Source organism: Colwellia sp. BRX8-7, from assembly GCF_014077275.1.
Lineage (GTDB): Bacteria > Pseudomonadota > Gammaproteobacteria > Enterobacterales > Alteromonadaceae > Colwellia_A.
The window spans coordinates 99,689-118,599 of record NZ_JACGVP010000015.1 but is presented as its reverse complement, the minus strand read 5'-3'; the positions used below and the strand labels follow the sequence as shown (position 1 = coordinate 118,599).

The 18,911-nt window shown below is 39.0% G+C and carries 18 protein-coding genes and 1 pseudogene; 9 read left to right on the top strand and 10 right to left on the bottom strand.

Annotated features, from left to right (window positions below):
• The 5 genes and pseudogenes from H4J57_RS15115 to H4J57_RS15095 form a co-directional block, all read left to right on the top strand.
• Positions 1 to 275: pseudogene (locus H4J57_RS15115) on the top strand (transposase); the annotation flags it as partial.
• Between the two features lie 587 nt (positions 276 to 862).
• Positions 863 to 2,143 (top strand): GGDEF domain-containing protein, encoded by a 1,281-nt coding sequence (locus tag H4J57_RS15110; protein ID WP_259366871.1) that lies wholly within the window; start codon positions 863 to 865, stop codon positions 2,141 to 2,143.
• Between the two features lie 685 nt (positions 2,144 to 2,828).
• Positions 2,829 to 4,553 (top strand): acetolactate synthase 3 large subunit, encoded by a 1,725-nt coding sequence (locus H4J57_RS15105; RefSeq protein ID WP_070373994.1) that lies wholly within the window; start codon positions 2,829 to 2,831, stop codon positions 4,551 to 4,553.
• Positions 4,553 to 5,050, top strand: coding sequence for an acetolactate synthase small subunit (gene ilvN, locus H4J57_RS15100; protein WP_070373995.1), 498 nt, complete (start codon positions 4,553 to 4,555; stop codon positions 5,048 to 5,050). Before H4J57_RS15105 ends, ilvN begins: the two co-directional genes overlap by 1 nt.
• A gap of 80 nt (positions 5,051 to 5,130) precedes the next feature.
• Positions 5,131 to 5,571: a GNAT family N-acetyltransferase gene (locus H4J57_RS15095; protein WP_182243490.1), complete on the top strand. Its 441-nt coding sequence runs from the start codon at positions 5,131 to 5,133 to the stop codon at positions 5,569 to 5,571.
• Between the two features lie 4 nt (positions 5,572 to 5,575).
• Here the strand turns inward: H4J57_RS15095 and folD are convergent, their stop codons facing one another.
• The 10 genes from folD to rnm all read right to left on the bottom strand — a co-directional run bounded on the left by folD (position 5,576) and on the right by rnm (position 13,776).
• The gene (gene folD / locus H4J57_RS15090; RefSeq protein WP_182243489.1) at positions 5,576 to 6,436 is read right to left on the bottom strand and encodes a bifunctional methylenetetrahydrofolate dehydrogenase/methenyltetrahydrofolate cyclohydrolase FolD; all 861 of its coding nucleotides are present in this window, start codon (positions 6,434 to 6,436) and stop codon (positions 5,576 to 5,578) included.
• 141 nt (positions 6,437 to 6,577) lie between these two features.
• Positions 6,578 to 7,087 carry a YcgN family cysteine cluster protein gene (locus tag H4J57_RS15085; RefSeq protein WP_070373998.1) on the bottom strand — a complete coding sequence of 170 codons (510 nt, stop codon included), beginning with the start codon at positions 7,085 to 7,087 and terminating at the stop codon, positions 6,578 to 6,580.
• 42 nt (positions 7,088 to 7,129) lie between these two features.
• Positions 7,130 to 8,185, bottom strand: a complete 1,056-nt coding sequence (locus H4J57_RS15080) for a lytic transglycosylase domain-containing protein (RefSeq protein WP_182243488.1) — start codon at positions 8,183 to 8,185, stop codon at positions 7,130 to 7,132.
• 10 nt (positions 8,186 to 8,195) lie between these two features.
• A complete protein-coding gene (locus H4J57_RS15075; protein WP_182215728.1) occupies positions 8,196 to 8,486 on the bottom strand; it encodes a YcgL domain-containing protein in 291 nt (96 codons plus the stop codon).
• 52 nt (positions 8,487 to 8,538) lie between these two features.
• Positions 8,539 to 9,678 (bottom strand): ribonuclease D, encoded by a 1,140-nt coding sequence (gene rnd / locus H4J57_RS15070; RefSeq protein WP_182243487.1) that lies wholly within the window; start codon positions 9,676 to 9,678, stop codon positions 8,539 to 8,541.
• A 52-nt stretch (positions 9,679 to 9,730) separates the two neighbouring features.
• Positions 9,731 to 10,591, bottom strand: a complete 861-nt coding sequence (rluB, locus tag H4J57_RS15065) for a 23S rRNA pseudouridine(2605) synthase RluB (RefSeq protein WP_070374002.1) — start codon at positions 10,589 to 10,591, stop codon at positions 9,731 to 9,733.
• A 110-nt stretch (positions 10,592 to 10,701) separates the two neighbouring features.
• Positions 10,702 to 11,283, bottom strand: a complete 582-nt coding sequence (gene scpB / locus H4J57_RS15060; protein ID WP_070374003.1) for an SMC-Scp complex subunit ScpB — start codon at positions 11,281 to 11,283, stop codon at positions 10,702 to 10,704.
• Complete coding sequence (locus H4J57_RS15055) at positions 11,280 to 12,089, bottom strand: ScpA family protein (RefSeq protein WP_182215747.1); 810 nt, start codon at positions 12,087 to 12,089, stop codon at positions 11,280 to 11,282. Before H4J57_RS15055 ends, scpB begins: the two co-directional genes overlap by 4 nt.
• Positions 12,090 to 12,149: 60 nt before the next feature.
• Entirely contained in the window at positions 12,150 to 12,770 is a 621-nt protein-coding gene (locus H4J57_RS15050; RefSeq protein ID WP_182243486.1) for an L-threonylcarbamoyladenylate synthase, read from the bottom strand.
• 121 nt (positions 12,771 to 12,891) lie between these two features.
• On the bottom strand, positions 12,892 to 13,776 hold the full coding sequence (rnm, locus tag H4J57_RS15045) for an RNase RNM (protein WP_182215725.1): 885 nt from the start codon (positions 13,774 to 13,776) through the stop codon (positions 12,892 to 12,894).
• A gap of 329 nt (positions 13,777 to 14,105) precedes the next feature.
• Here rnm and H4J57_RS15040 point away from each other — a divergent pair, with 329 nt between their 5' ends.
• The 4 genes from H4J57_RS15040 to trpCF are packed head-to-tail and all read left to right on the top strand — an operon-like array spanning position 14,106 to position 18,839.
• Positions 14,106 to 15,770 (top strand): anthranilate synthase component 1, encoded by a 1,665-nt coding sequence (locus H4J57_RS15040; RefSeq protein ID WP_182243485.1) that lies wholly within the window; start codon positions 14,106 to 14,108, stop codon positions 15,768 to 15,770.
• On the top strand, positions 15,763 to 16,425 hold the full coding sequence (locus H4J57_RS15035; protein ID WP_182215721.1) for an aminodeoxychorismate/anthranilate synthase component II: 663 nt from the start codon (positions 15,763 to 15,765) through the stop codon (positions 16,423 to 16,425). The genes H4J57_RS15040 and H4J57_RS15035 overlap by 8 nt, the downstream gene beginning before the upstream one ends.
• On the top strand, positions 16,418 to 17,449 hold the full coding sequence (gene trpD / locus H4J57_RS15030; protein WP_182243484.1) for an anthranilate phosphoribosyltransferase: 1,032 nt from the start codon (positions 16,418 to 16,420) through the stop codon (positions 17,447 to 17,449). The genes H4J57_RS15035 and trpD overlap by 8 nt, the downstream gene beginning before the upstream one ends.
• Position 17,450: 1 nt before the next feature.
• Complete coding sequence (gene trpCF, locus H4J57_RS15025; protein WP_182221554.1) at positions 17,451 to 18,839, top strand: bifunctional indole-3-glycerol-phosphate synthase TrpC/phosphoribosylanthranilate isomerase TrpF; 1,389 nt, start codon at positions 17,451 to 17,453, stop codon at positions 18,837 to 18,839.
• Positions 18,840 to 18,911: the final 72 nt, after the last annotated feature.

The following is an 18,911-nucleotide window of genomic DNA, read 5'->3' as shown; positions in this document are numbered from 1 at the left end:
TCCGCTTTAGTTTGAAGGACTATTTAACCCTTGTAGATGAAACAGGTCGCGTAATAAGAGCAGACAAACGAGGCGCTATCGATAACAAAACCGCAAATATACTGTCAAGACTTCACATCAGCGATAAAAGTTGGCTCAAACTCACCACAAACTTTGAAGGTATATTCACGGGCGCGGTCGGCACCGCAGAGCATTTGTGTGAATTTACTGAGCACGTGGGGTTAAAGCGCGCACACGGTAAAGCAAATGCTCAAGCTTGTTTGAATAGCGCGTAAACATAGCTACATTCAAAAACAGTAAGAAAAATACAGCTACCTTGGGGGAGAAGTAAAGCTTGCCTGAAATTCACTCATTTAATCAACATCTATAAAAATCGATATGCAAAGGCTTATAATATGAAGTAAATGCATTGTTGCTGACCAATGGATAGCTGTTTTTCAGAGCATTGTTACTGCGTAGAATTATCATGGCTGGCATAATAATTTCACTCATTTAATCAACATCTATGAAAATCGATATGCAAAGGCTTATAAGATGAAGTACATGCCTTGTTGTTGACCAATGGATAGCAGCGTTTCAGAGCATTATTATTGTGTAGCATTATCATGGGTGGCATAGTAACTTATGAAAATCGATATGCAAAGGCTTATAAGATGAAGTACATGCCTTGTTGTTGACCAATGGATAGCAGCGTTTCAGAGCATTATTATTGTGTAGCATTATCATGGGTGGCATAGTAACTTTTGCATAAAAAACACATTATAATTGTTAATACACATAACTTTATTGAGTCTAATTTGTACTAGCTTTTTTAAATACATAATGTAATTATAAACCCATTAGTTTTCATTTTTTTAGGAGATTGGCAATTACCTCTAGTTTTTTAAAAGGCAAATTATCCAAAGACCTTCTGTATCGTATTTTATTAATTAGTGGAATATGTTCTGTCATATCAATATCCATACAATTAATTATCGAGTATGAATATGAAAAAAGAATACTTGATATTAACATTGAAGAAGTGGCTCACTCATATAAAGATGTATTAAATTTACAAATATATGATTTTAATGATCCTGCTCTTCAAGAAACCTTAGATAGCATCGTAAATTTTGAAAGTATTTCTAGAGCAAGAATCAAGACAAAGATAGATGGTGTGGAAAATACCATAAAAATGGAATCAGGTGAGCACCCGATAAATAGTGAAACCTTTGGTTTTGGTTTAATCATCTCCGATGGGTATAATAATTTTGGAAATCCTATTTTACTTGAATTAGTTGCAAATTTGTCAATTGCAGAAAATAAAGTTGTAGATAAACTTTTTCTTATCGTCTTTTCTCAAGGAATTAAAACTTTTATTGTATCGTTGTTTATCTTACTTTTTATTCATCAGTTAGTAATTAGGCACATACAAGAAATATCTAATTGGTTTGCTCTTTATGATCCAACATCCCCATTCACTCCCTTAAAAATCAATCCTAAGAGCAAAAAGAATAATGAATTAGATAACTTAAAAATATCTGTTAATGAAATGGGAAAACAAATATATCAACATGCAAGTTCACTAGAAAATATAGTTGCTCAACGAACTGAAGAATTAGAAAAATCTAAAAGCGAACTTGAAAAACTAGCATTCACCGACCATTTAACTGGTATCGCCAATCGAAATGCTTTTTTTAAGCAAGCTGATGAAGAGCTGGGTCGAGCTAGACGTTTGTCTTACGAGCTAGGTTTAATGATGCTAGACCTTGATAATTTTAAATCCATTAATGACAACTATGGCCATGATGCTGGTGATGAAGTGTTGAAAGTCATTTCAAAAGCAATGAATGATTGCCTACGTAAGCAGGATACATTGGGTCGTATAGGTGGAGAAGAGTTTGCAGTTATAGTTCCCGGTACAGATAAAGTTGGTATGCACAGGTTAGCAAAGCGTCTTCAAGCTTCTATAGAATTACAAAAATTTTCATTTTTAGGGAAAAATAAAAAGGTTACTGTCAGTATCGGCTACACCAAAGTTAACCAAAATGAGTTGTTTAAATCAGCACTTAAACGAGCTGACGAGCACCTTTATACAGCTAAAAATAACGGAAGAAACCAATTTATTACAGATAAAGAATTTGTGCCAAGCATTGTAGGCTAAATGTAAAACTCTATCGACTGCAATAGGCTCTGATTTGCTATTAGTAGCTCATAAACTAATGTCAGCAATTTACTATCAGTAGGCCTAAAAAATAACCAGTTGCTAACGCAAACAATGCACACGCAGAAGACGTTAACACCGTCATTTCAGGATGTGTTTCGAATGATTATTAAGGTTCACTTATGCCAGTTGAAGTCAGGTTCCAACTTTATTTAGAGTGTCTCTGGTACTTTATTAATAAATAAAAACTTACTGCCCCATTTGTTTCGATCTTTATTTAGCTTATTCAGATACTCATAAAATTAAATCGTTGCAAGCCAAACACCCTAATTAATGATAAAAAAGCAACGTCGCTAGCATGGACTTATACCTAAATCATTAAGATAGAATTAAAATGTTATGAGTATATTCATTTAAATCGTAATTATTTATTGACAGATAGAGGAAAACATCTTAAAAATAGGGGCATAAATAACTTTTCTTCGGATTCAATTTACAATGAATGTTACATTTTTACTCATTACACTCCTCTCTGTCGTCGTGGTCATTAAACCATTGCGGAGTTGGTGTTGTGTGTAAGAAAAGTTATTAAATAACAAATACAATAAACCCTCGCTCTGCACAAGACCGAGGGTTTTTTTATTGTTGAAACTTAGTTTAACCATACTTTATAGAAGGCAAGCTCATGACAAAGAAGCAATTCACTGGTGCACAGATGGTAGTAAAAGCATTAGCGGCACTCGACGTGAAGTACATTTTCGGCTACCCCGGTGGTACTGTTTTAGATATTTACGATGCCTTATTTCAGCAAACAGACGTTGAGCATATCTTAGTACGTCATGAACAAGCGGCAACCCATATGGCCGATGGGTTTGCTCGGGCCACCGGCGAGGTAGGTGTCGTACTTGCCACATCTGGTCCTGGGGCAACAAACTGTATAACGGGTATTGCTACCGCTTACATGGATTCAATTCCTATGGTGGTACTTTCAGGACAAGTACCGACCACACTTATTGGCGATGATGCCTTCCAAGAAACTGATATTGTCGGCTGCTCTCGTCCCATCGTTAAGCACAGTTTTAACTGCCGGGTGGTTGAAGATATCCCTAATATTATTGCTAAAGCTTTTTATATTGCCAGCACGGGAAGACCGGGACCTGTGGTTATTGAGCTGCCCAAAGACTTATTAATGCCAACCAGCATGGGCGAATTTCATATTGAAACTGATGTTAAGATGCGTTCATACAATCCAAGCATTAAGGGTCACCCTAAACAAATAAGAAAAGCCGTTAAAGCAATGACTACGGCTAAAAAGCTGGTTGTTTATTCGGGGGGTGGTGTCATTATCGCCAATGCATCAGGCTTGTTAACAAAACTTGTTGAAAAGTTAGATGCCCCAATTACTAATACCTTAATGGGTTTAGGTGGCATTTCAGGCACTCATAAAAACTATATTGGTATGTTAGGCATGCATGGTTCAGTTGAAGCCAACAAAACGATGGCAAATGCTGATGTCATTCTTGCACTTGGTGCTCGCTTTGATGATCGTGTCACAAATAATGTTAAGAAATTTTGTCCCGATGCCAAGATAATTCATGTTGATATTGATCCGACTTCTATTTCGAAAACCATAAATGCTCATATCCCGGTTGTTGGCCAACTTGAGGTCGTGTTACAACAGTTATTAGATGAATTAGCGGCAACAGACTTTGAGCCTAATAAAGAAGAAAGAATGCAGTGGTGGCAAGAAGTTAATAACTGGCGCGACATTAACCGCGTAGCTTATGTCCAAGAAGGAGACCAAATAAAACCTCAGCGTGTTATCGAAGCTATGTATAAAATTACCCAAGGTGAAGCATATGTTTGCTCTGATGTCGGTCAACATCAGATGTTTGCCGCACAATACTACCCGTTTGCTAAACCTCGTCAATGGATAAACTCTGGTGGTCTAGGCACAATGGGCTTTGGCTTACCTGCTGCTATGGGGGTTAAATTAGCCTTCCCTGAAAGTCATGTTATTTGCATAACGGGTGATGGCTCTATTCAAATGAATATTCAAGAGCTTTCTACTTGCCTACAGTACAACTTACCTGTGGTTATTATTTCATTAAACAACCGCTCATTAGGCATGGTTCGCCAATGGCAGGATATGGTTTATGGCGGTCGTCATTCATCTTCCTATATGGAGTCGCTTCCTGACTTTGTAAAACTTGCTGAATCATATGGTCATGTAGGTATGCAGATAAACCATTTAGATGAATTAGAAGATAAGCTAACCGAAGCCTTTGCGATTAAAAATCGTTTAGTTTTTGTAGATGTATTAGTTGACGAAAACGAACATGTTTACCCAATGCAGATAAGATTGGGCGCAATTGATGATATGTGGATAAAAAAAGGAGTAAAAGCATAATGCGCAGAATTTTAGCTGTTTTATTAGAAAACGAACCGGGCTCTTTATCACGTATTGTTGGCTTATTTTCTCAACGAGCCTTTAATATTGAAAGTTTGACAGTAGCTCCCACTGAAGATCCGAGTTTGTCGCGTATTACTATAGCAACACGAGGCGACGATAGAGTACTAGAGCAGATCGTCAAACAAGTTAATAAACTCATTGATGTCATCAAAATTACCGACTTAACCGAGCGTAGCCATGTTGAACGTGAACTACTGCTGATCAAAGTTTTGGCGATGAATGATAAATCACGCACTGAAGTTAAGCGTATTACCGATATTTTCAGGGGTTCAATTATCGATATTGGTAAGCAAGTTTATACCATTCAATTAACCGGCGATGCTGAAAAGCTTAATGCTTTTATCACGACACTCGCCAATGAAACAGAGATAATTGAATCGGTGCGTTCTGGCTGTGTCGGTATTGCCCGTGGTGAAAAAGCGCTTAGGATATAACGAACACTGAAGTTTAAAAACCAAGCAACCTGCTTGGTTTTTTGTTTTATAATGAGCAGCCAATCATCAAAAGACAGATAATGAAAACGACTTTTTCTCTCGCAACTAAAAGTGATAAAAAATCACTGATGCGTTTTTATAAACAGCAAAGTTACAGCGCAGGCCTAATGGGTTTAGACAACGCTTACTTGCTTAAGTGCTCATCAGAGATTATTGGCGCGGTTATAATTTCAACGCTGTCAGAAAATAGCCAACAATCGTTTTTACATGCATTGGTTATTGAACGGGCCTTTCGACAACAAACGTTAGCCTCACAGCTATTAACCTCTGCTTTCACTCAACATCAACACCAAGAAATTTTCTGTTTTGCTGATGAAACGCTAAATCACTTTTATCTGCAAAATGGCTTTGAAAAAATATCTGAACAACAATTACCTGAGCCACTGCTAGGAAGATTTCTAAGAGTAAAGAAAGCTAAAAAAAATTTATTAGCTTTCACTTGTAAGCCGCTTATTTTATAGAAAATTAACCATTAGTGCTTGCGGCTATAAGGGTGTTTTTTAATAAGCAGGCAATGGTCATTGGGCCAACGCCACCCGGTACCGGTGTTATCGCACCACAAACCGGTGCAACATTAGCAAAGTCGACATCACCAACGAGTTTAGCTTTGCCTTTCTCATCTTCTATATGGTTAATACCGACATCAATAACAGTTGCGCCTGGTTTTACCCAACTGGCTTGAACAAAATTAGCTCGGCCAACCGCCGCAATTAGAATATCGGCTTGCTGACAAATACCTGCTAGGTTTTTAGTGCGGGAATGAGCAATGGTTACTGTGCAATTTTCTTGTAGAAGTAACAAAGCAACAGGCTTACCAACGATATTAGAGCGACCAATGACAACCGCATGCAATCCTGATAAGTCTTCGCCTAAATGTTGTTTAGCCAATATAATGCAGCCTTGCGGCGTACAAGGCACTAATGCGCCTGGCTCGCCATTCAACAAGCGACCCGAGTTCATCGCATGAAAACCATCAACATCTTTATGCGGAGCAATAGCCGCAATAATAACGCTTTCATCAATGTGCTTTGGCAAGGGTAATTGTACTAAAATACCGTGCACTGCATCATCACTATTTAACTGTTGCAGCTCGGCTAATAATTGTATTTGGCTAGTGTCATGAGGCAATTTAATTTCGTTAGAAATCATGCCGACATCGCGTGTCTGCTTTATTTTATTACGCACGTAAACTTCACTTGCTGGGTCTTCCCCAACGAGTACCACAGTTAAGCCTGGTACAATTCCCTTATCTTTTTTAAGGTGGGCGACTTGAAGCGTTAGTGTTTTTCGTAAATCAGCAGCTGCCTGCTTACCATCAATGATCATCTATATTTCACTTTATTAGAATTAGAATTAGCGTTGGAACCATGGGCAACGAGTCACGACTCAATTGAGCGTTAGCCGTCAACCCTTGTTGCTATCACTCTTTGCACTTACCTTTTAGATAGAGGAAAGCAAAGCATAAAATTAATCGATATCATTTAGCGGCCATGAAACAATGAAATCTTCAAAATATTCTATCGCTACATCGTCATCTTTAACTATTTTTCCTCGAACCGACATCCCCGCTTTATGCATGGCTGTCTTTTTGCCGTTATTAAGCAGTGGATGCCACGAAGGCATGCCACGTCCCTCTTTTAGACGACGATAGGTACAACTAGGGGGCATAAAAAAAACACCGTCTAAATTTTCTTGTGTTAAGCGCACACAATCAGGCACTAAAGTGGTACGTTGTTCGTATTTTGAACATTGACAACTTTTTTCATTCAGTAAATGGCAAGCAATATTGGTGTAATGAATCTGCTCACCTTCGTTGATATAAGTGGTTGGCAGTAACTCAGTTTCCTGGGTTGTTTCATCATCATCAATAAATTTGTTTAGACAGCATTTAGCACAACCATCGCAAAGAGACTCCCACTCAGGTCGACTCATTTCTTCTAATTTTTTGGTTTGCCAAAAAGGAGCTTGTTCGCTCATAAATATCTTCTCTTTTATTTTCTCTGGTGAATCGAATGAATTTTACTGAATAGGTGGAAATTTTATTCTGTCTGATAAATGACCGACCGAGCTAACAAAATAATAAGATAGATTCCAATGCATTAGACTCTTATAATTATTATAAGCTAAATAAACACGGCCATTCTCGTCATCAGGAAATACTAGTGCAGCCTTAATGTCGACTTTAGGTAAGTGAGTACCATCGGCACGCCTAACACCTAAAGCTTGCCACTGTGCTAAGGTTTTTTCTGTTTTTTCCCAAGCTTTTAACCAGTTTGCTCGACTACCCGTATTTTTAGGAATAGCCAACGACTTATCGAAATCTGCTGGTAATTTAACCTGTCTACCCCAAGTTAATTCGTCGCTCCAACCTTCTTTTTTAAGATAGTTAGCCATAGACGAAAACACATCGTCTAAATTACCCCAGATATCTTTCTTGCCATCGCCATCTCCGTCGACCGCAAAAGCAACAAACGAGGTTGGCATAAACTGATTTTGCCCCATAGCACCCGCCCAAGAGCCTTTCATCTGTTCAACACTGATATGTCCTTGCTGAACAATAGTTAACGCAGCCCAAAGTTGTTTCTTAAAAAACACTTCACGGCGGCCTTCATATGCAAGCGTGGTTAATGCCGAAATAACATTATAATTACCCATGATTTTACCGAAGTTTGTTTCTAACCCCCATAACGCCACGATAAAACGGGGTTGAACGTTATATTCTTTACCAATTTTTGTTAACAAGGGTAAATGTTCTTTATACAGTGCACGCGCTTTATTAACTTTCCAGTCAGGAACACGTTTTGGTAAATAAGTATCTAAAGTTTCAACAGTTTCTGGCTGAGAACGATCGGCTTTTACCGCACGCTGGTGAAATTTGACCTGTGAAAAGGCGTTATTAACAAGTGCCGTGTCATAGCCCTTGTCCAGCGCTTCTACTTTGAGTGTGTCAACATATATCTCAAAACCCGCTGCGCTTATATTTTTTTTTGCCGCTTGAGCAGAGCTAGTTAAACAAAGCAAAATACAACAACTCATTAGCACACTATATTTTTTAATATCAAAGCAAAACGACATGTAACACTCCTTAATCATCATTGTTATTTTTTATTTTCATTTCCGTTTTATGTTGGTCAAGTAAGTTTTCTACGGGTGGTGGAAGCTGTAAGTAAAACCCTTGCTCATTTAAATTTGCTTTTACTTTTTCAATGTCTGCTAGTGCCAGCTTTTCTTTTTTTGCTAAATTCATCACAGTAACAAGTGTTGGCGTACCAAAAATCGACATCAAGGGTGCCGGTACTGATGAGAAATCATTACGTTGTTTAACAAAAAGATATGTTTGCGCTTTTTTAGTACTTTTATAAATGGTACACAGCATAAAGTAGACCTATGTTTTTAGTTGTAGTATTTTAAAATGCCTAATAGACAGTTTATTTAAAATCATTTTTAGCGAATAAATTTAATTGCTCACCGAACAAGGTTTTACGCCAGCCCGACAATATATCAATTGATTCACTATACTCGGGCGCATTATGTAATTTAAAATGCGATGACAAAAATTGATTAATTTGTTTTTTCGAGGCTAAATTTTCAGGGGTAAGTTCAGCGTTTAGCGCTTGTTCAGCGACAAAGTTTTTCACTTTCTTAAAGATTTGTTTATAACCCGGATATTCATCAAGACGAAAAATTTTCTCTGGATATTGACCACAATCTTCTTGCTCAGCCTTTTTTAAAACCATCAACATTGTTTTGCCCTTGTGGCGAACATCAAGCATTTCGACGCCTTCAAGGTTGGCCATAACCGCAACGTTATCAGGGTTATGAACCGCTAAAGCAAACAAGGTGTGATCTTTGGCAATGAAGCCTATCGGCATATCACGACTCTTCGCTTGCTGAAAACGCCAACTGGCTAAGTGTTGCAAGATGTACAGTTGCTTAGCGCTAAGTTTCCAGCTTAACTTGATATTACGATATAATTTACTTTCATCGATAGGCGTAAATTTTTTCTCTATCAGTAAATCACTTTCTTCCTGCGCAGCATCGAGCCAGCCTTTTTGCTCAAGTTCATCACGAATACGCGGGTAAAGTTGAAATAGATACTCGACGTCTGCTTGCGCATAATCAAGCTGTTTAGCACTTAAAGGACGCTTCATCCAATCGGTTCTAGACTCTGACTTATCAACTTCTATATCAAGATAATGGTTGACCATTGCGGCATAGCCCATTGATAAACCATGACCAAGAAACGACATCATTATTTGACTGTCAATTAAGTTAACCGGACGACAATTTGCCGCAGTCAGAAAAACTTCTAAGTCTTCTGAGCAAGCATGCAGTACCTTGCAAATTTTTTCATCGGTTAGTAGCTGCCAAAAGGGTGATAAATCATCTATCGCAACGGGGTCAATTAACGCTAAATTTTCCCCGTCGTTCACTTGAATAAGACCTAATTTAGGATACAAGGTACGAGTACGAACAAATTCGGTATCTATTGCCAAAAAATCTGCTTGCGCAAGTTTCTGACAAAGTACAACCAATGAGGCATGATCTTCTACGTAAGTTTTATTCAAGTTTATCCCTTAAAAAATTAATGACCGCTTATGCAACAATATCAACAAAAGACTAACGGCGACGACGCGTTGCTTGTTGACTTCTTTGTTGATGTTTTTTCACTGAGCGGCGAATACGACGGCTTTTGGCATTATCCATCACTTTTTCGTCCACTTTTACTTTGCTTTGTGTTTCAACAGGCAAACCCACTAATTTACGGTAGTAATTGACTTCAGGTAAAGCTAACTCAGTCCAACCACCATTAGGTAATTGTCGTTTCATTTCCATATCGCCATAGCGCACACGAATTAGACGGCTGACTTGAACTTCTTGGCTTTCCCATAAACGGCGAACTTCACGGTTACGCCCTTCAGAAAGTACCACATGAAACCAATGATTACGGCCTTCACCACCTTTGTAAGTGATCTTTTGAAACTTCGCCGGTCCATCTTCCAATTTAACACCCGCACGCAATGTTTGCAGCATGGCTTCATTGACTTCGCCAAAAACACGCACTGCATATTCACGTTCAACTTTTTGTGAAGGATGCATTAAACGATTAGCAAGCTCACCATCTGTGGTAAATAACAGCATACCCGAGGTGTTAATATCTAATCGACCAACAGCAACCCAGCGACTATTCTCTAGTGGCGGTAAACGATCAAAAACCGTTGGACGGCCTTCAGGATCTTTACGGGTACACATTTCGCCTTCGGGCTTGTTGTACATAATGACACGACATAAATCGTCTTCTTTAGGTTTTAACTTAACGATGTGACCATCAAGACGAATTTGCTCACTTCCTTCGATGCGATCCCCTAAAAAAGCGGTTTTTCCATCAACACTGATACGACCAGCACTAATGAAGGTTTCCATTTCACGGCGTGAACCTTTACCGGCACGGGCAAGGACTTTTTGTAATTTTTCAGACATGGCTTTAACTCTCTTTACGTCAGTAACTTCACGGTGTTTTCCGCTACGTTGCTGTCTCTAAAATAAATAGTGTTTGTATATTTTTATTAATACGGGTGCTGTTGCTATAACTAAACCAATGCTTGCAAAGGTTTATCTATAGCGCCTAAATCAGCCATAGGCAATAATTCGGGTAACTGGCTTAATGAAGTTAATGAAAAATAATCTAAAAATGCTTTTGTGGTCGCATATAACGATGGCCGCCCAGGCACTTCTTTATTACCAACCACTTTCACCCAGTTTCTTTCTAATAATGTTTTCATTATATAACTACTTACCGCTACTCCGCGAATCTCTTCAATTTCGCCGCGGGTTATTGGCTGTTTATAAGCAATAAGGGCAAGCGTTTCTAAAAGTGCTCGCGAATACTTAGGCGTTTTTTCTTTGGTGAGCTTAGCAACAAAAATAGCTAAGTCTTCATTAAGCTCACTAATCGTTTCAAATCGGTAACCTGAAGCAACCTGCACCAAGTTAACCCCTGAATTTTTATATTTTATCACCAATTCACCAATGACATCACGAATTTGCTGGTGATTTAGCTGATAATTAACTAATAACTCTGTTTTTATTTGCTTAACACTCAAAGGTCCATCACTAACAAAAAAAGCCGCTTCAATAAGTTTAGCTATTTTTATTTTTTCAACAGTTGTCATACTGGTAAACGCACTCTTAATTGACCAAAAATGGTAGTTTGTACACATTCTATCAAACTTTCTTTGATCAACTCTAAAATAGCTAAAAAAGTTACCACAACACCTTGTCTGCCCTCAACGACTGTAAACAAAGCGCTAAATTCAACAAAAGCTGAGCTATTTTCGGCAGCACACTTTAACTGCGCTAATATTGATGACATCCGCTCTCTGGTTGATAAAGATTCTTTTTCTATATGGTGATGTTCGAGTGCTTTGGTACGTTTAAGTACTCCTTGTAAAGCACTAACAAGTTCACTTAAATCGACATCAGCCTGAAAAACGGCGGCTTGAAAATCTTCAGATAATTCAACATTCCCTTGAAAAAAATCACGTTCAAGACGAGGAATTTGATCAAGTTGTTGTGCAGCACTTTTGATCACCTCATATTCTTGTAAACGACGTACTAATTCGGCACGTGGGTCTTCATCCTCATCAGCTACCGCTTGTTTTGGTAATAATAAACGTGACTTTATTTCCATTAAAATGGCAGCCATGACTAGGTATTCAGCCGCTAATTCCATTTTAATTTCTTTCATCAACTCAATGTATTGCATATATTGTGTGGTAATGGGCGCAATAGGCATATCTAGAATATCAAATTTTTGCTTACGAATAAGGTAAAGCAATAAATCAAGTGGTCCTTCAAATGACTCTAAAATAACCTCTAAGGCATCAGGCGGAATAAATAAATCTTTTGGCTTATTAACCACCACTTCACCACGGATCAATGCCAACGGTAATACTTGCTGAACCATCTCTCGTGGCATAGTTTTTTCTTTTGAATTAGCGGGCTGACTCACTCGTTATTAATCCATAATAAGTTGTAGTTATTCAAAAGGGCTTGGGTCGCCTTCACCGACTCGAATAACTTTCACTTCATCATCAGAAAAATCAATGACGGTGGTTGGGTGCTCACCCAAGTGCCCACCATTAATGATTAAATCAACTTGGTGCTCTAAAATATCGCGAATGTGCTCAGGGTCATACTCTGCTCGTTCTTCACCCGGCATAATTAGCGTTGTCGACATAATAGGCTCTTGCAGCTCAGCCAGTAAGGCTTGCACTATGGCATTATCAGGCACCCGAATACCTATGGTTTTTCTTTTCGGATTTAATAACCGTTTAGGTACTTCTTTTGACCCTTTAAAGATAAAGGTATAAGGACCTGGGGTATTACTTTTTAATAACCGATAGGCGCTGTTATCAACACGGGTATACTCAGATAATTCAGATAAATCTCGGCACACTAAGGTGAAATTATGATTTTTATCGATATTTCGGATATTACAAATACGTTCAAGCGCTTTTTTGTCGCCGATATGACAACCTAAAGCATAGCCTGAATCGGTAGGGTAAACGATGACACCACCTTGTTGAATAATAGCCGCCGCTTGCTTCATCAAACGACCTTGCGGATTATCTGGGTGTACATAAAAAAACTGACTCATAAATTTTCTCCACTAAGATGTTGATGTTAATTTCGGTGTTACTTTAGGTGTTAATACAGTTGTTAAGCTTACTACTCACTTACGACTAGCTCGGGTATACCTATCTTGCTCACTTAGTAACTCACTTAACAGCGTTAGGCCAAAGATCCCAAATGGGTTTCACCTGATCGGGCATACGTAAATTACGACCTAAATCACTCCATCGTGTTGGATAATGAAAGTCTGAGCCCATAGATGCATGTAAATCATATTCTAAACAAAAGCTTAGCATTAATTTTCGTTGTTCGTTAGCCATTTGCGGTAATACTATTTCTAAGCCATCACCTTTTGCGGCTTTAAACTGCACCACTAAGCGGCGTAACCATTTGGTTGATAAGTCATATCTAACCGGATGGGCAATCACCGCATTACCACCGGCGTGGTGAATAGCGGCAATCGCTTCTTCAATAGAACACCAGTTTGGCTTTACAAACGCGCGTTGGCCTTTGCCAATGTATTTATCAAAGGCTTTTTGCATATGATCAACATGGCCTTCTTGCAATAATATTTTAGCAAAGTGTGCCCGCGTTATAGAGCCTTGCCCTGCAAGCTCTTTCGCTTGCTCGTAGATGCCAGGGAAGCCACATTTGGTGAGTTTTTCACCCATGGTGGTGGCACGTAATTCTCTTGCTGCTTGCTGGCTGGCAATTAATGTTTGTAATTGTTCATTATTTTCATCAATGTTTAAGCCAACAATATGAATTTCAAAACCATGCCAGCTGGTTGATATTTCGATGCCATTGATAATGGTTAATGGATGATTTTTTTCTAGAATATAATCTTTAGCTATAGATAAACCTTTAAGCGTATCGTGATCGGTAATAGCTAAAACATTCAATTGGAAGTTAACCGCCCGTTCAACAAGCTCTTGCGGCGTCAGTGTTCCATCAGAACATTTGGTATGACTGTGCAAATCGACCCGTAGGCTATAATAATCAGCTAAATCAGAGGTTGACAATACAGTCATAATCGGTTCTTCTATAGGGGAATTAATTGCTAAGGCAATTTTACTGAGATGAAGACAATAATGATACAAGTAAAACAAACTATTTCGATGAATTGTTGGTGGCATAAATCTGCATAAGTGGGTTGTGATGTTTACTTGTACGTAAAAATTCAAAAAGCCTGCTTATTTCATAATGAGTGGGCTTTTTACTTTTTAGCTCAAAGCTAAAGTACTATGGCGAGAAAAACATGATTATTACGCGCGTTAAAAGTTGGTTTATATGGTGGCTATTGCCTATTTATGCAGGTTGACCATTAATTTAAATTAGACGTTAAAAGCTAGGAAAGAATATGAATCATCAGAATACGCTTACCATAGATAAGCAAACTGGCAGTGTTACCACACTATCAGAAACCGTTAAATATCAGACCGATCCCCTGGCGATATTTCACCAGTTAAGCCAAAACAGTGATAACAACTTATTATTAGAATCGGCTGAAATTGATAAAAAACATCAATTAAAAAGCTTATTACTTACCGATGCGGCATTAAAAATAACCTGTCATGGTAATCTTGTTACGTTTGAAGCGTTAACAAACAATGGTCAATCGGCCCTTGAGTTTGCGCAACAGCATTTAGCTGAACACGCTACGTTAAGCGTTAAAGATAAAACACTTAGCGCCATTTTCCCTGAACTGACTCAACAACTGGATGAAAAATCGCGCTTACTCGCTATTAATCCTTTTCAAAGTTTGCGCTTATTTAATAAGCTTAAAAATAGCAATAATCACCCTTTTGCGATATTTTTAGGTGGTGTCTTCGCCTTTGATATGATGTCGATGACCGAGCAATTACCGACAGTAAGCCAAGGTGATAATACCTGCCCAGACTTCGTCTATTATTTGGCTGAAACTGTTGTGGTTATCGATCATGAAGCGCAATCAACTGAAGTTATTGGTAATATTTTTTCAGGAGAAGCGGCCAATCATAATCTCGTGACAATTCGTCAACGGTTAGCCGATATAAAAAATATTTTGGCCCAACAATATATTGCTCAAGAAAGACCTTATGACAAGCCGATTGAAAAAAGTGAAGTTAGTAGCGACATCTCAGATCAACAGTTCTGTGACACGGTTAATCAGTTAAAAGAAAATATTCGCGCCGGTGATATTTTTCAAGTGGTACCTTCTCGTACCTTTACGCTAAAGTGCTCAAATACCTTAAATGCTTACAAAGCGTTAAAGCAAAGCAACCCTAGCCCTTATATGTTTTACCTAAAAGACAGCGAATTTTGTATTTTTGGTGCTTCTCCAGAATCTGCATTAAAATATCAACATAAAAATCGTCAAGTAGAAATTTATCCCATTGCAGGAACTCGTCCGCGCGGACTTAATAAAGACGGTTCAATTTCACTTGATTTAGACAGTCGTATTGAACTTGAATTACGATTAGATAAAAAAGAATTAGCCGAGCACACTATGCTGGTTGATTTAGCCCGCAACGATATTGCCCGCGTTAGTCAAGCAGGTACTCGCTATGTTGCTGACTTATTAAAAGTTGACCGTTACTCTCATGTTATGCATTTGGTCTCTAGAGTTTGTGGCACCTTAGCGCTTGACCTTGATGCCCTGCACGCTTATCAGGCTTGTATGAATATGGGCACTTTATCGGGAGCCCCAAAAGTAAAAGCGACACAATTAATTCGAGAAGTAGAAGGCAAACGTCGGGGGAGTTATGGCGGCGCGGTTGGCTATTTAACCGGTGACGGTGAAATGGATACCTGTATTGTTATCCGCTCTGCTTTTGTTAAACACGGTATAGCGCATGTTCAAGCAGGTGCCGGTGTTGTTTACGACTCAGATCCTCAGTCAGAAGCCAATGAAACCAAGCAAAAAGCACAAGCGGTCATTAATGCCATTCAACATGCAGAACTGTTCACTGTTGAGATCACTGCCGCACCGAGTAGCGACAGCGCTAACCTAAACAATCCGTGCAAGGAGAGTAATCATGCATAGTCATCAAGAACCCGCTATTAATGGCAATGTTAGAATATTCATGCTCGACAACCTCGATTCTTTTACTTACAACTTGGTCGATGAATTTCAATGTTTAGGGTTTGAACCGACCATTTACCGAAACACCCTATCGGCAGATTTTATCTTTGAACAAATGCAAAAATCCACAGAACGAGTATTACTCGTATTATCGCCCGGCCCAGGAGAACCCAATAAAGCCGGATGTTTAATGGCATTAATAGCCAAATGTGCCGGTAAATATCCAATCTTAGGCATTTGTTTAGGCCATCAAGCCTTAGTTGAACACTATGGCGGTAAAGTTATCCGTGCACCTGAAATTGTCCATGGTAAAGCGTCGAGTATTACTCATCGTCAAACCGGTGTTTTTGACCAGATAAATCACCCCTTACCTGTGGCGCGCTATCATTCACTGATAGCAAGTGAAGTCCCTAATACCATTGATATTATTGCTGAATATATAACATCTGAACAAATCAGTTTACCAATGGCCATTGAGCATAAGACGGACGTAGCCTTAGGATTTCAATTTCATCCAGAGTCAATCCTAACGACTTATGGCGGTACGTTATTAGCGCAAACTATTGATTATTTACTGGCTTCACCACACAAAGCAGCGGAAGGTTCTTATGAGTAAAATTTTACAACAACTTGTTGATGGAAATGATATTAGTCAGACTGAAGCTGAAGATTTTTTTAAAAATATGATCAAAGGTGAAGTTGAGCCCGTACTGTTAGCAAGTGTATTAACTGCCTTAAAAATAAAAGGCGAAACGGCTAACGAAATTTCAGGTGCTGCCCTAGCAGTAAGAGGCTCAGCAACACCATTTCCACAGCAAGAGCATAACGTTGCTGACTGTGTAGGTACCGGTGGCGATGGCGCGAATACCATTAATATATCAACCACCGCGGCAATTTTAGCCGCGGCATGTGGCTTAAAAATGGCGAAACACGGTAACCGAAGTGTTTCTAGCATGTCTGGCTCCGCAGATTTATTGGAGGCCTTTGGCGTCAATTTAATGATGTCGCCAACGACAGCAAGTGCGTGTTTAGCGCAAACAAATTTATGTTTCTTATATGCTCCGGCTTATCACCCGGGTTTTAAACATGCAGCTCCGGTTAGAAAATCTATGGGTGTGCGCACTTTATTTAATATATTAGGGCCATTAGTGAATCCTGCTTCACCGAGCACTATGTTACTCGGTGTTTATACACCAGCGCTTATCGATGTAATGGCAAAAAGTTTACTGTTAACTGGGGTTAAACGTGGTTGGGTCGTTCACGGTAGCGGCTTAGATGAAATTGCCTTACACGGCGAAACGCAAATTAGCGAGATAGCCAATGGTCAGTGTACAAGCCGAACCATTTCTCCCGCTGATTTTGGTTTACCCAGTTACACATTAGAAGATATTAAGGGCGGTACGCCACAAGAAAATGCTGAGTATATTCGCGCAATTCTTAGTGGTAATGGCAAGGCTGCTCATAATGCCGCCGTCATTATTAATTGTGCCGCATTATTGTATCTACATGATAAAGCAACTGATTTAAAAATAGCCGCTAACATGGCAAGAGAAGTATTAGCTTCAGGTAAAGCATTAACGACTTTAGAAAATATGGTCGTGATTTCAAACTCAAATTTAGACTCAAAGGCAATGGCATAACATGGCAAATGTATTAGAAAAAATTGTTGCTGATAAACGTATCGAAATAGCGCAACGTAAAATTGATTTTCCATTAAGTGAATTTATTGACACTTTAGTACCCACTCAAAAAGATATGTACGGTGCACTTGATAGAAAAAAAGGTCACGCGCATGCTGGCTTTATTTTAGAATGTAAAAAGGCTTCGCCATCGAAAGGTTTAATACGCGAAAATTTTGACCCTAAGGCTATTTGCCAGATTTACGATAAATATGCTGCCGCTATTTCTGTTTTAACCGATGAAAAATACTTTCAAGGCACTTTTGAATATTTAAAAATAGTGACTGATTCGGTAAATTGTCCAGTACTTAATAAAGATTTCTTTGTTGATGCCTATCAAGTTTATTTGGCACGATATTACGGTGCCGATGCGATTTTATTGATGCTAAGCGTTTTATCAGACCAAGAATATAAAGACTTATCTGCTATCGCAGAGCAATATAACTTAGCGGTCTTGACTGAAATATCTAATGATGAAGAGCGCGATCGAGCCATTGATTTAGGCGCTAAACTTATTGGTATTAACAACCGAGATTTACGCGACTTATCCACCGATATCGCTCGAACCTTTGACTATGCGCCGACACTGCCTGCTGATCGCATCGTTATATCTGAATCGGGTATTTATACCAACGAACAAGTTCGCGAGTTAGCGCCAGCAGTTGATGGCTTCTTAGTGGGTAGTTCAATCATGGCAGAAGATGATATTGATTTAGCTTGTCGTAAACTCATTTATGGCAATAATAAAGTCTGCGGCTTAACACAAGTTGACTATGCCCAAAGTGCTGTTGATGCCGGCGCACAATTTGGTGGCTTAATTTTCGCTGAAAAGTCGCCAAGGTATGTTAACGAACAACAAGCAAAAATGATTGTCGAGCAGGTTCCCTCTTTACGTTACGTTGGCGTGTTTGTTAATCATGCCATTGAAGAAGTGGCGAAACTTGCACACAAGCTAAACTTATTTGCGGTGCAACTTCATGGTAATGAAACTTCACAATATATCGCTTCATTGCAGCCATTACTTCCAAAAGGCTGCCAAAGTTGGAAAGCTTTGCCGGTCGAAGACGAAGTACCTGAGTTAATGAGTAATGCGCAGTTTTATGTCTTAGACGGCAAAAATGCCGGCAGTGGTGAAACCTTTAATTGGCGAGCGTTAGCCGATTCTGGGCAAGACTTAAGCCATTGTTTTCTAGCGGGCGGGTTGTCTATCGATAATATAGCGCAGGCGGTTAGCCAGAAAACAACACTAGATTTATTCGGTTTGGATCTCAACTCAGGCGTTGAAACAAGCCCAGGCGTTAAAAGCCGCGAAAAACTTCAGCAAGTTTTCGCCGCCATTAGACACTATTAATAAGACCGAACACACAAATTAAGTGAATATTTATACGCTATAAATAACTCACTTAATTCATGTAACTCGTAT

Excerpts from the sequence above, each read along its gene's own strand:
- H4J57_RS15075 (WP_182215728.1), bottom strand. The coding sequence starts at position 8,486 with ATGCTGTGTACCATTTATAAAAGTACTAAAAAAGCGCAAACATATCTT.
- H4J57_RS15095 (WP_182243490.1), top strand. The coding sequence starts at position 5,131 with ATGAAAACGACTTTTTCTCTCGCAACTAAAAGTGATAAAAAATCACTG.
- trpD (WP_182243484.1), top strand. The coding sequence starts at position 16,418 with ATGAGTAAAATTTTACAACAACTTGTTGATGGAAATGATATTAGTCAG.
- H4J57_RS15105 (WP_070373994.1), top strand. The coding sequence starts at position 2,829 with ATGACAAAGAAGCAATTCACTGGTGCACAGATGGTAGTAAAAGCATTA.
- rnm (WP_182215725.1), bottom strand. The coding sequence starts at position 13,776 with ATGACTGTATTGTCAACCTCTGATTTAGCTGATTATTATAGCCTACGG.
- H4J57_RS15035 (WP_182215721.1), top strand. The coding sequence starts at position 15,763 with ATGCATAGTCATCAAGAACCCGCTATTAATGGCAATGTTAGAATATTC.
- H4J57_RS15040 (WP_182243485.1), top strand. The coding sequence starts at position 14,106 with ATGAATCATCAGAATACGCTTACCATAGATAAGCAAACTGGCAGTGTT.
- ilvN (WP_070373995.1), top strand. The coding sequence starts at position 4,553 with ATGCGCAGAATTTTAGCTGTTTTATTAGAAAACGAACCGGGCTCTTTA.
- scpB (WP_070374003.1), bottom strand. The coding sequence starts at position 11,283 with ATGACAACTGTTGAAAAAATAAAAATAGCTAAACTTATTGAAGCGGCT.
- folD (WP_182243489.1), bottom strand. The coding sequence starts at position 6,436 with ATGATCATTGATGGTAAGCAGGCAGCTGCTGATTTACGAAAAACACTA.
- H4J57_RS15055 (WP_182215747.1), bottom strand. The coding sequence starts at position 12,089 with ATGCCACGAGAGATGGTTCAGCAAGTATTACCGTTGGCATTGATCCGT.
- H4J57_RS15080 (WP_182243488.1), bottom strand. The coding sequence starts at position 8,185 with ATGTCGTTTTGCTTTGATATTAAAAAATATAGTGTGCTAATGAGTTGT.
- rluB (WP_070374002.1), bottom strand. The coding sequence starts at position 10,591 with ATGTCTGAAAAATTACAAAAAGTCCTTGCCCGTGCCGGTAAAGGTTCA.
- H4J57_RS15085 (WP_070373998.1), bottom strand. The coding sequence starts at position 7,087 with ATGAGCGAACAAGCTCCTTTTTGGCAAACCAAAAAATTAGAAGAAATG.
- trpCF (WP_182221554.1), top strand. The coding sequence starts at position 17,451 with ATGGCAAATGTATTAGAAAAAATTGTTGCTGATAAACGTATCGAAATA.
- H4J57_RS15050 (WP_182243486.1), bottom strand. The coding sequence starts at position 12,770 with ATGAGTCAGTTTTTTTATGTACACCCAGATAATCCGCAAGGTCGTTTG.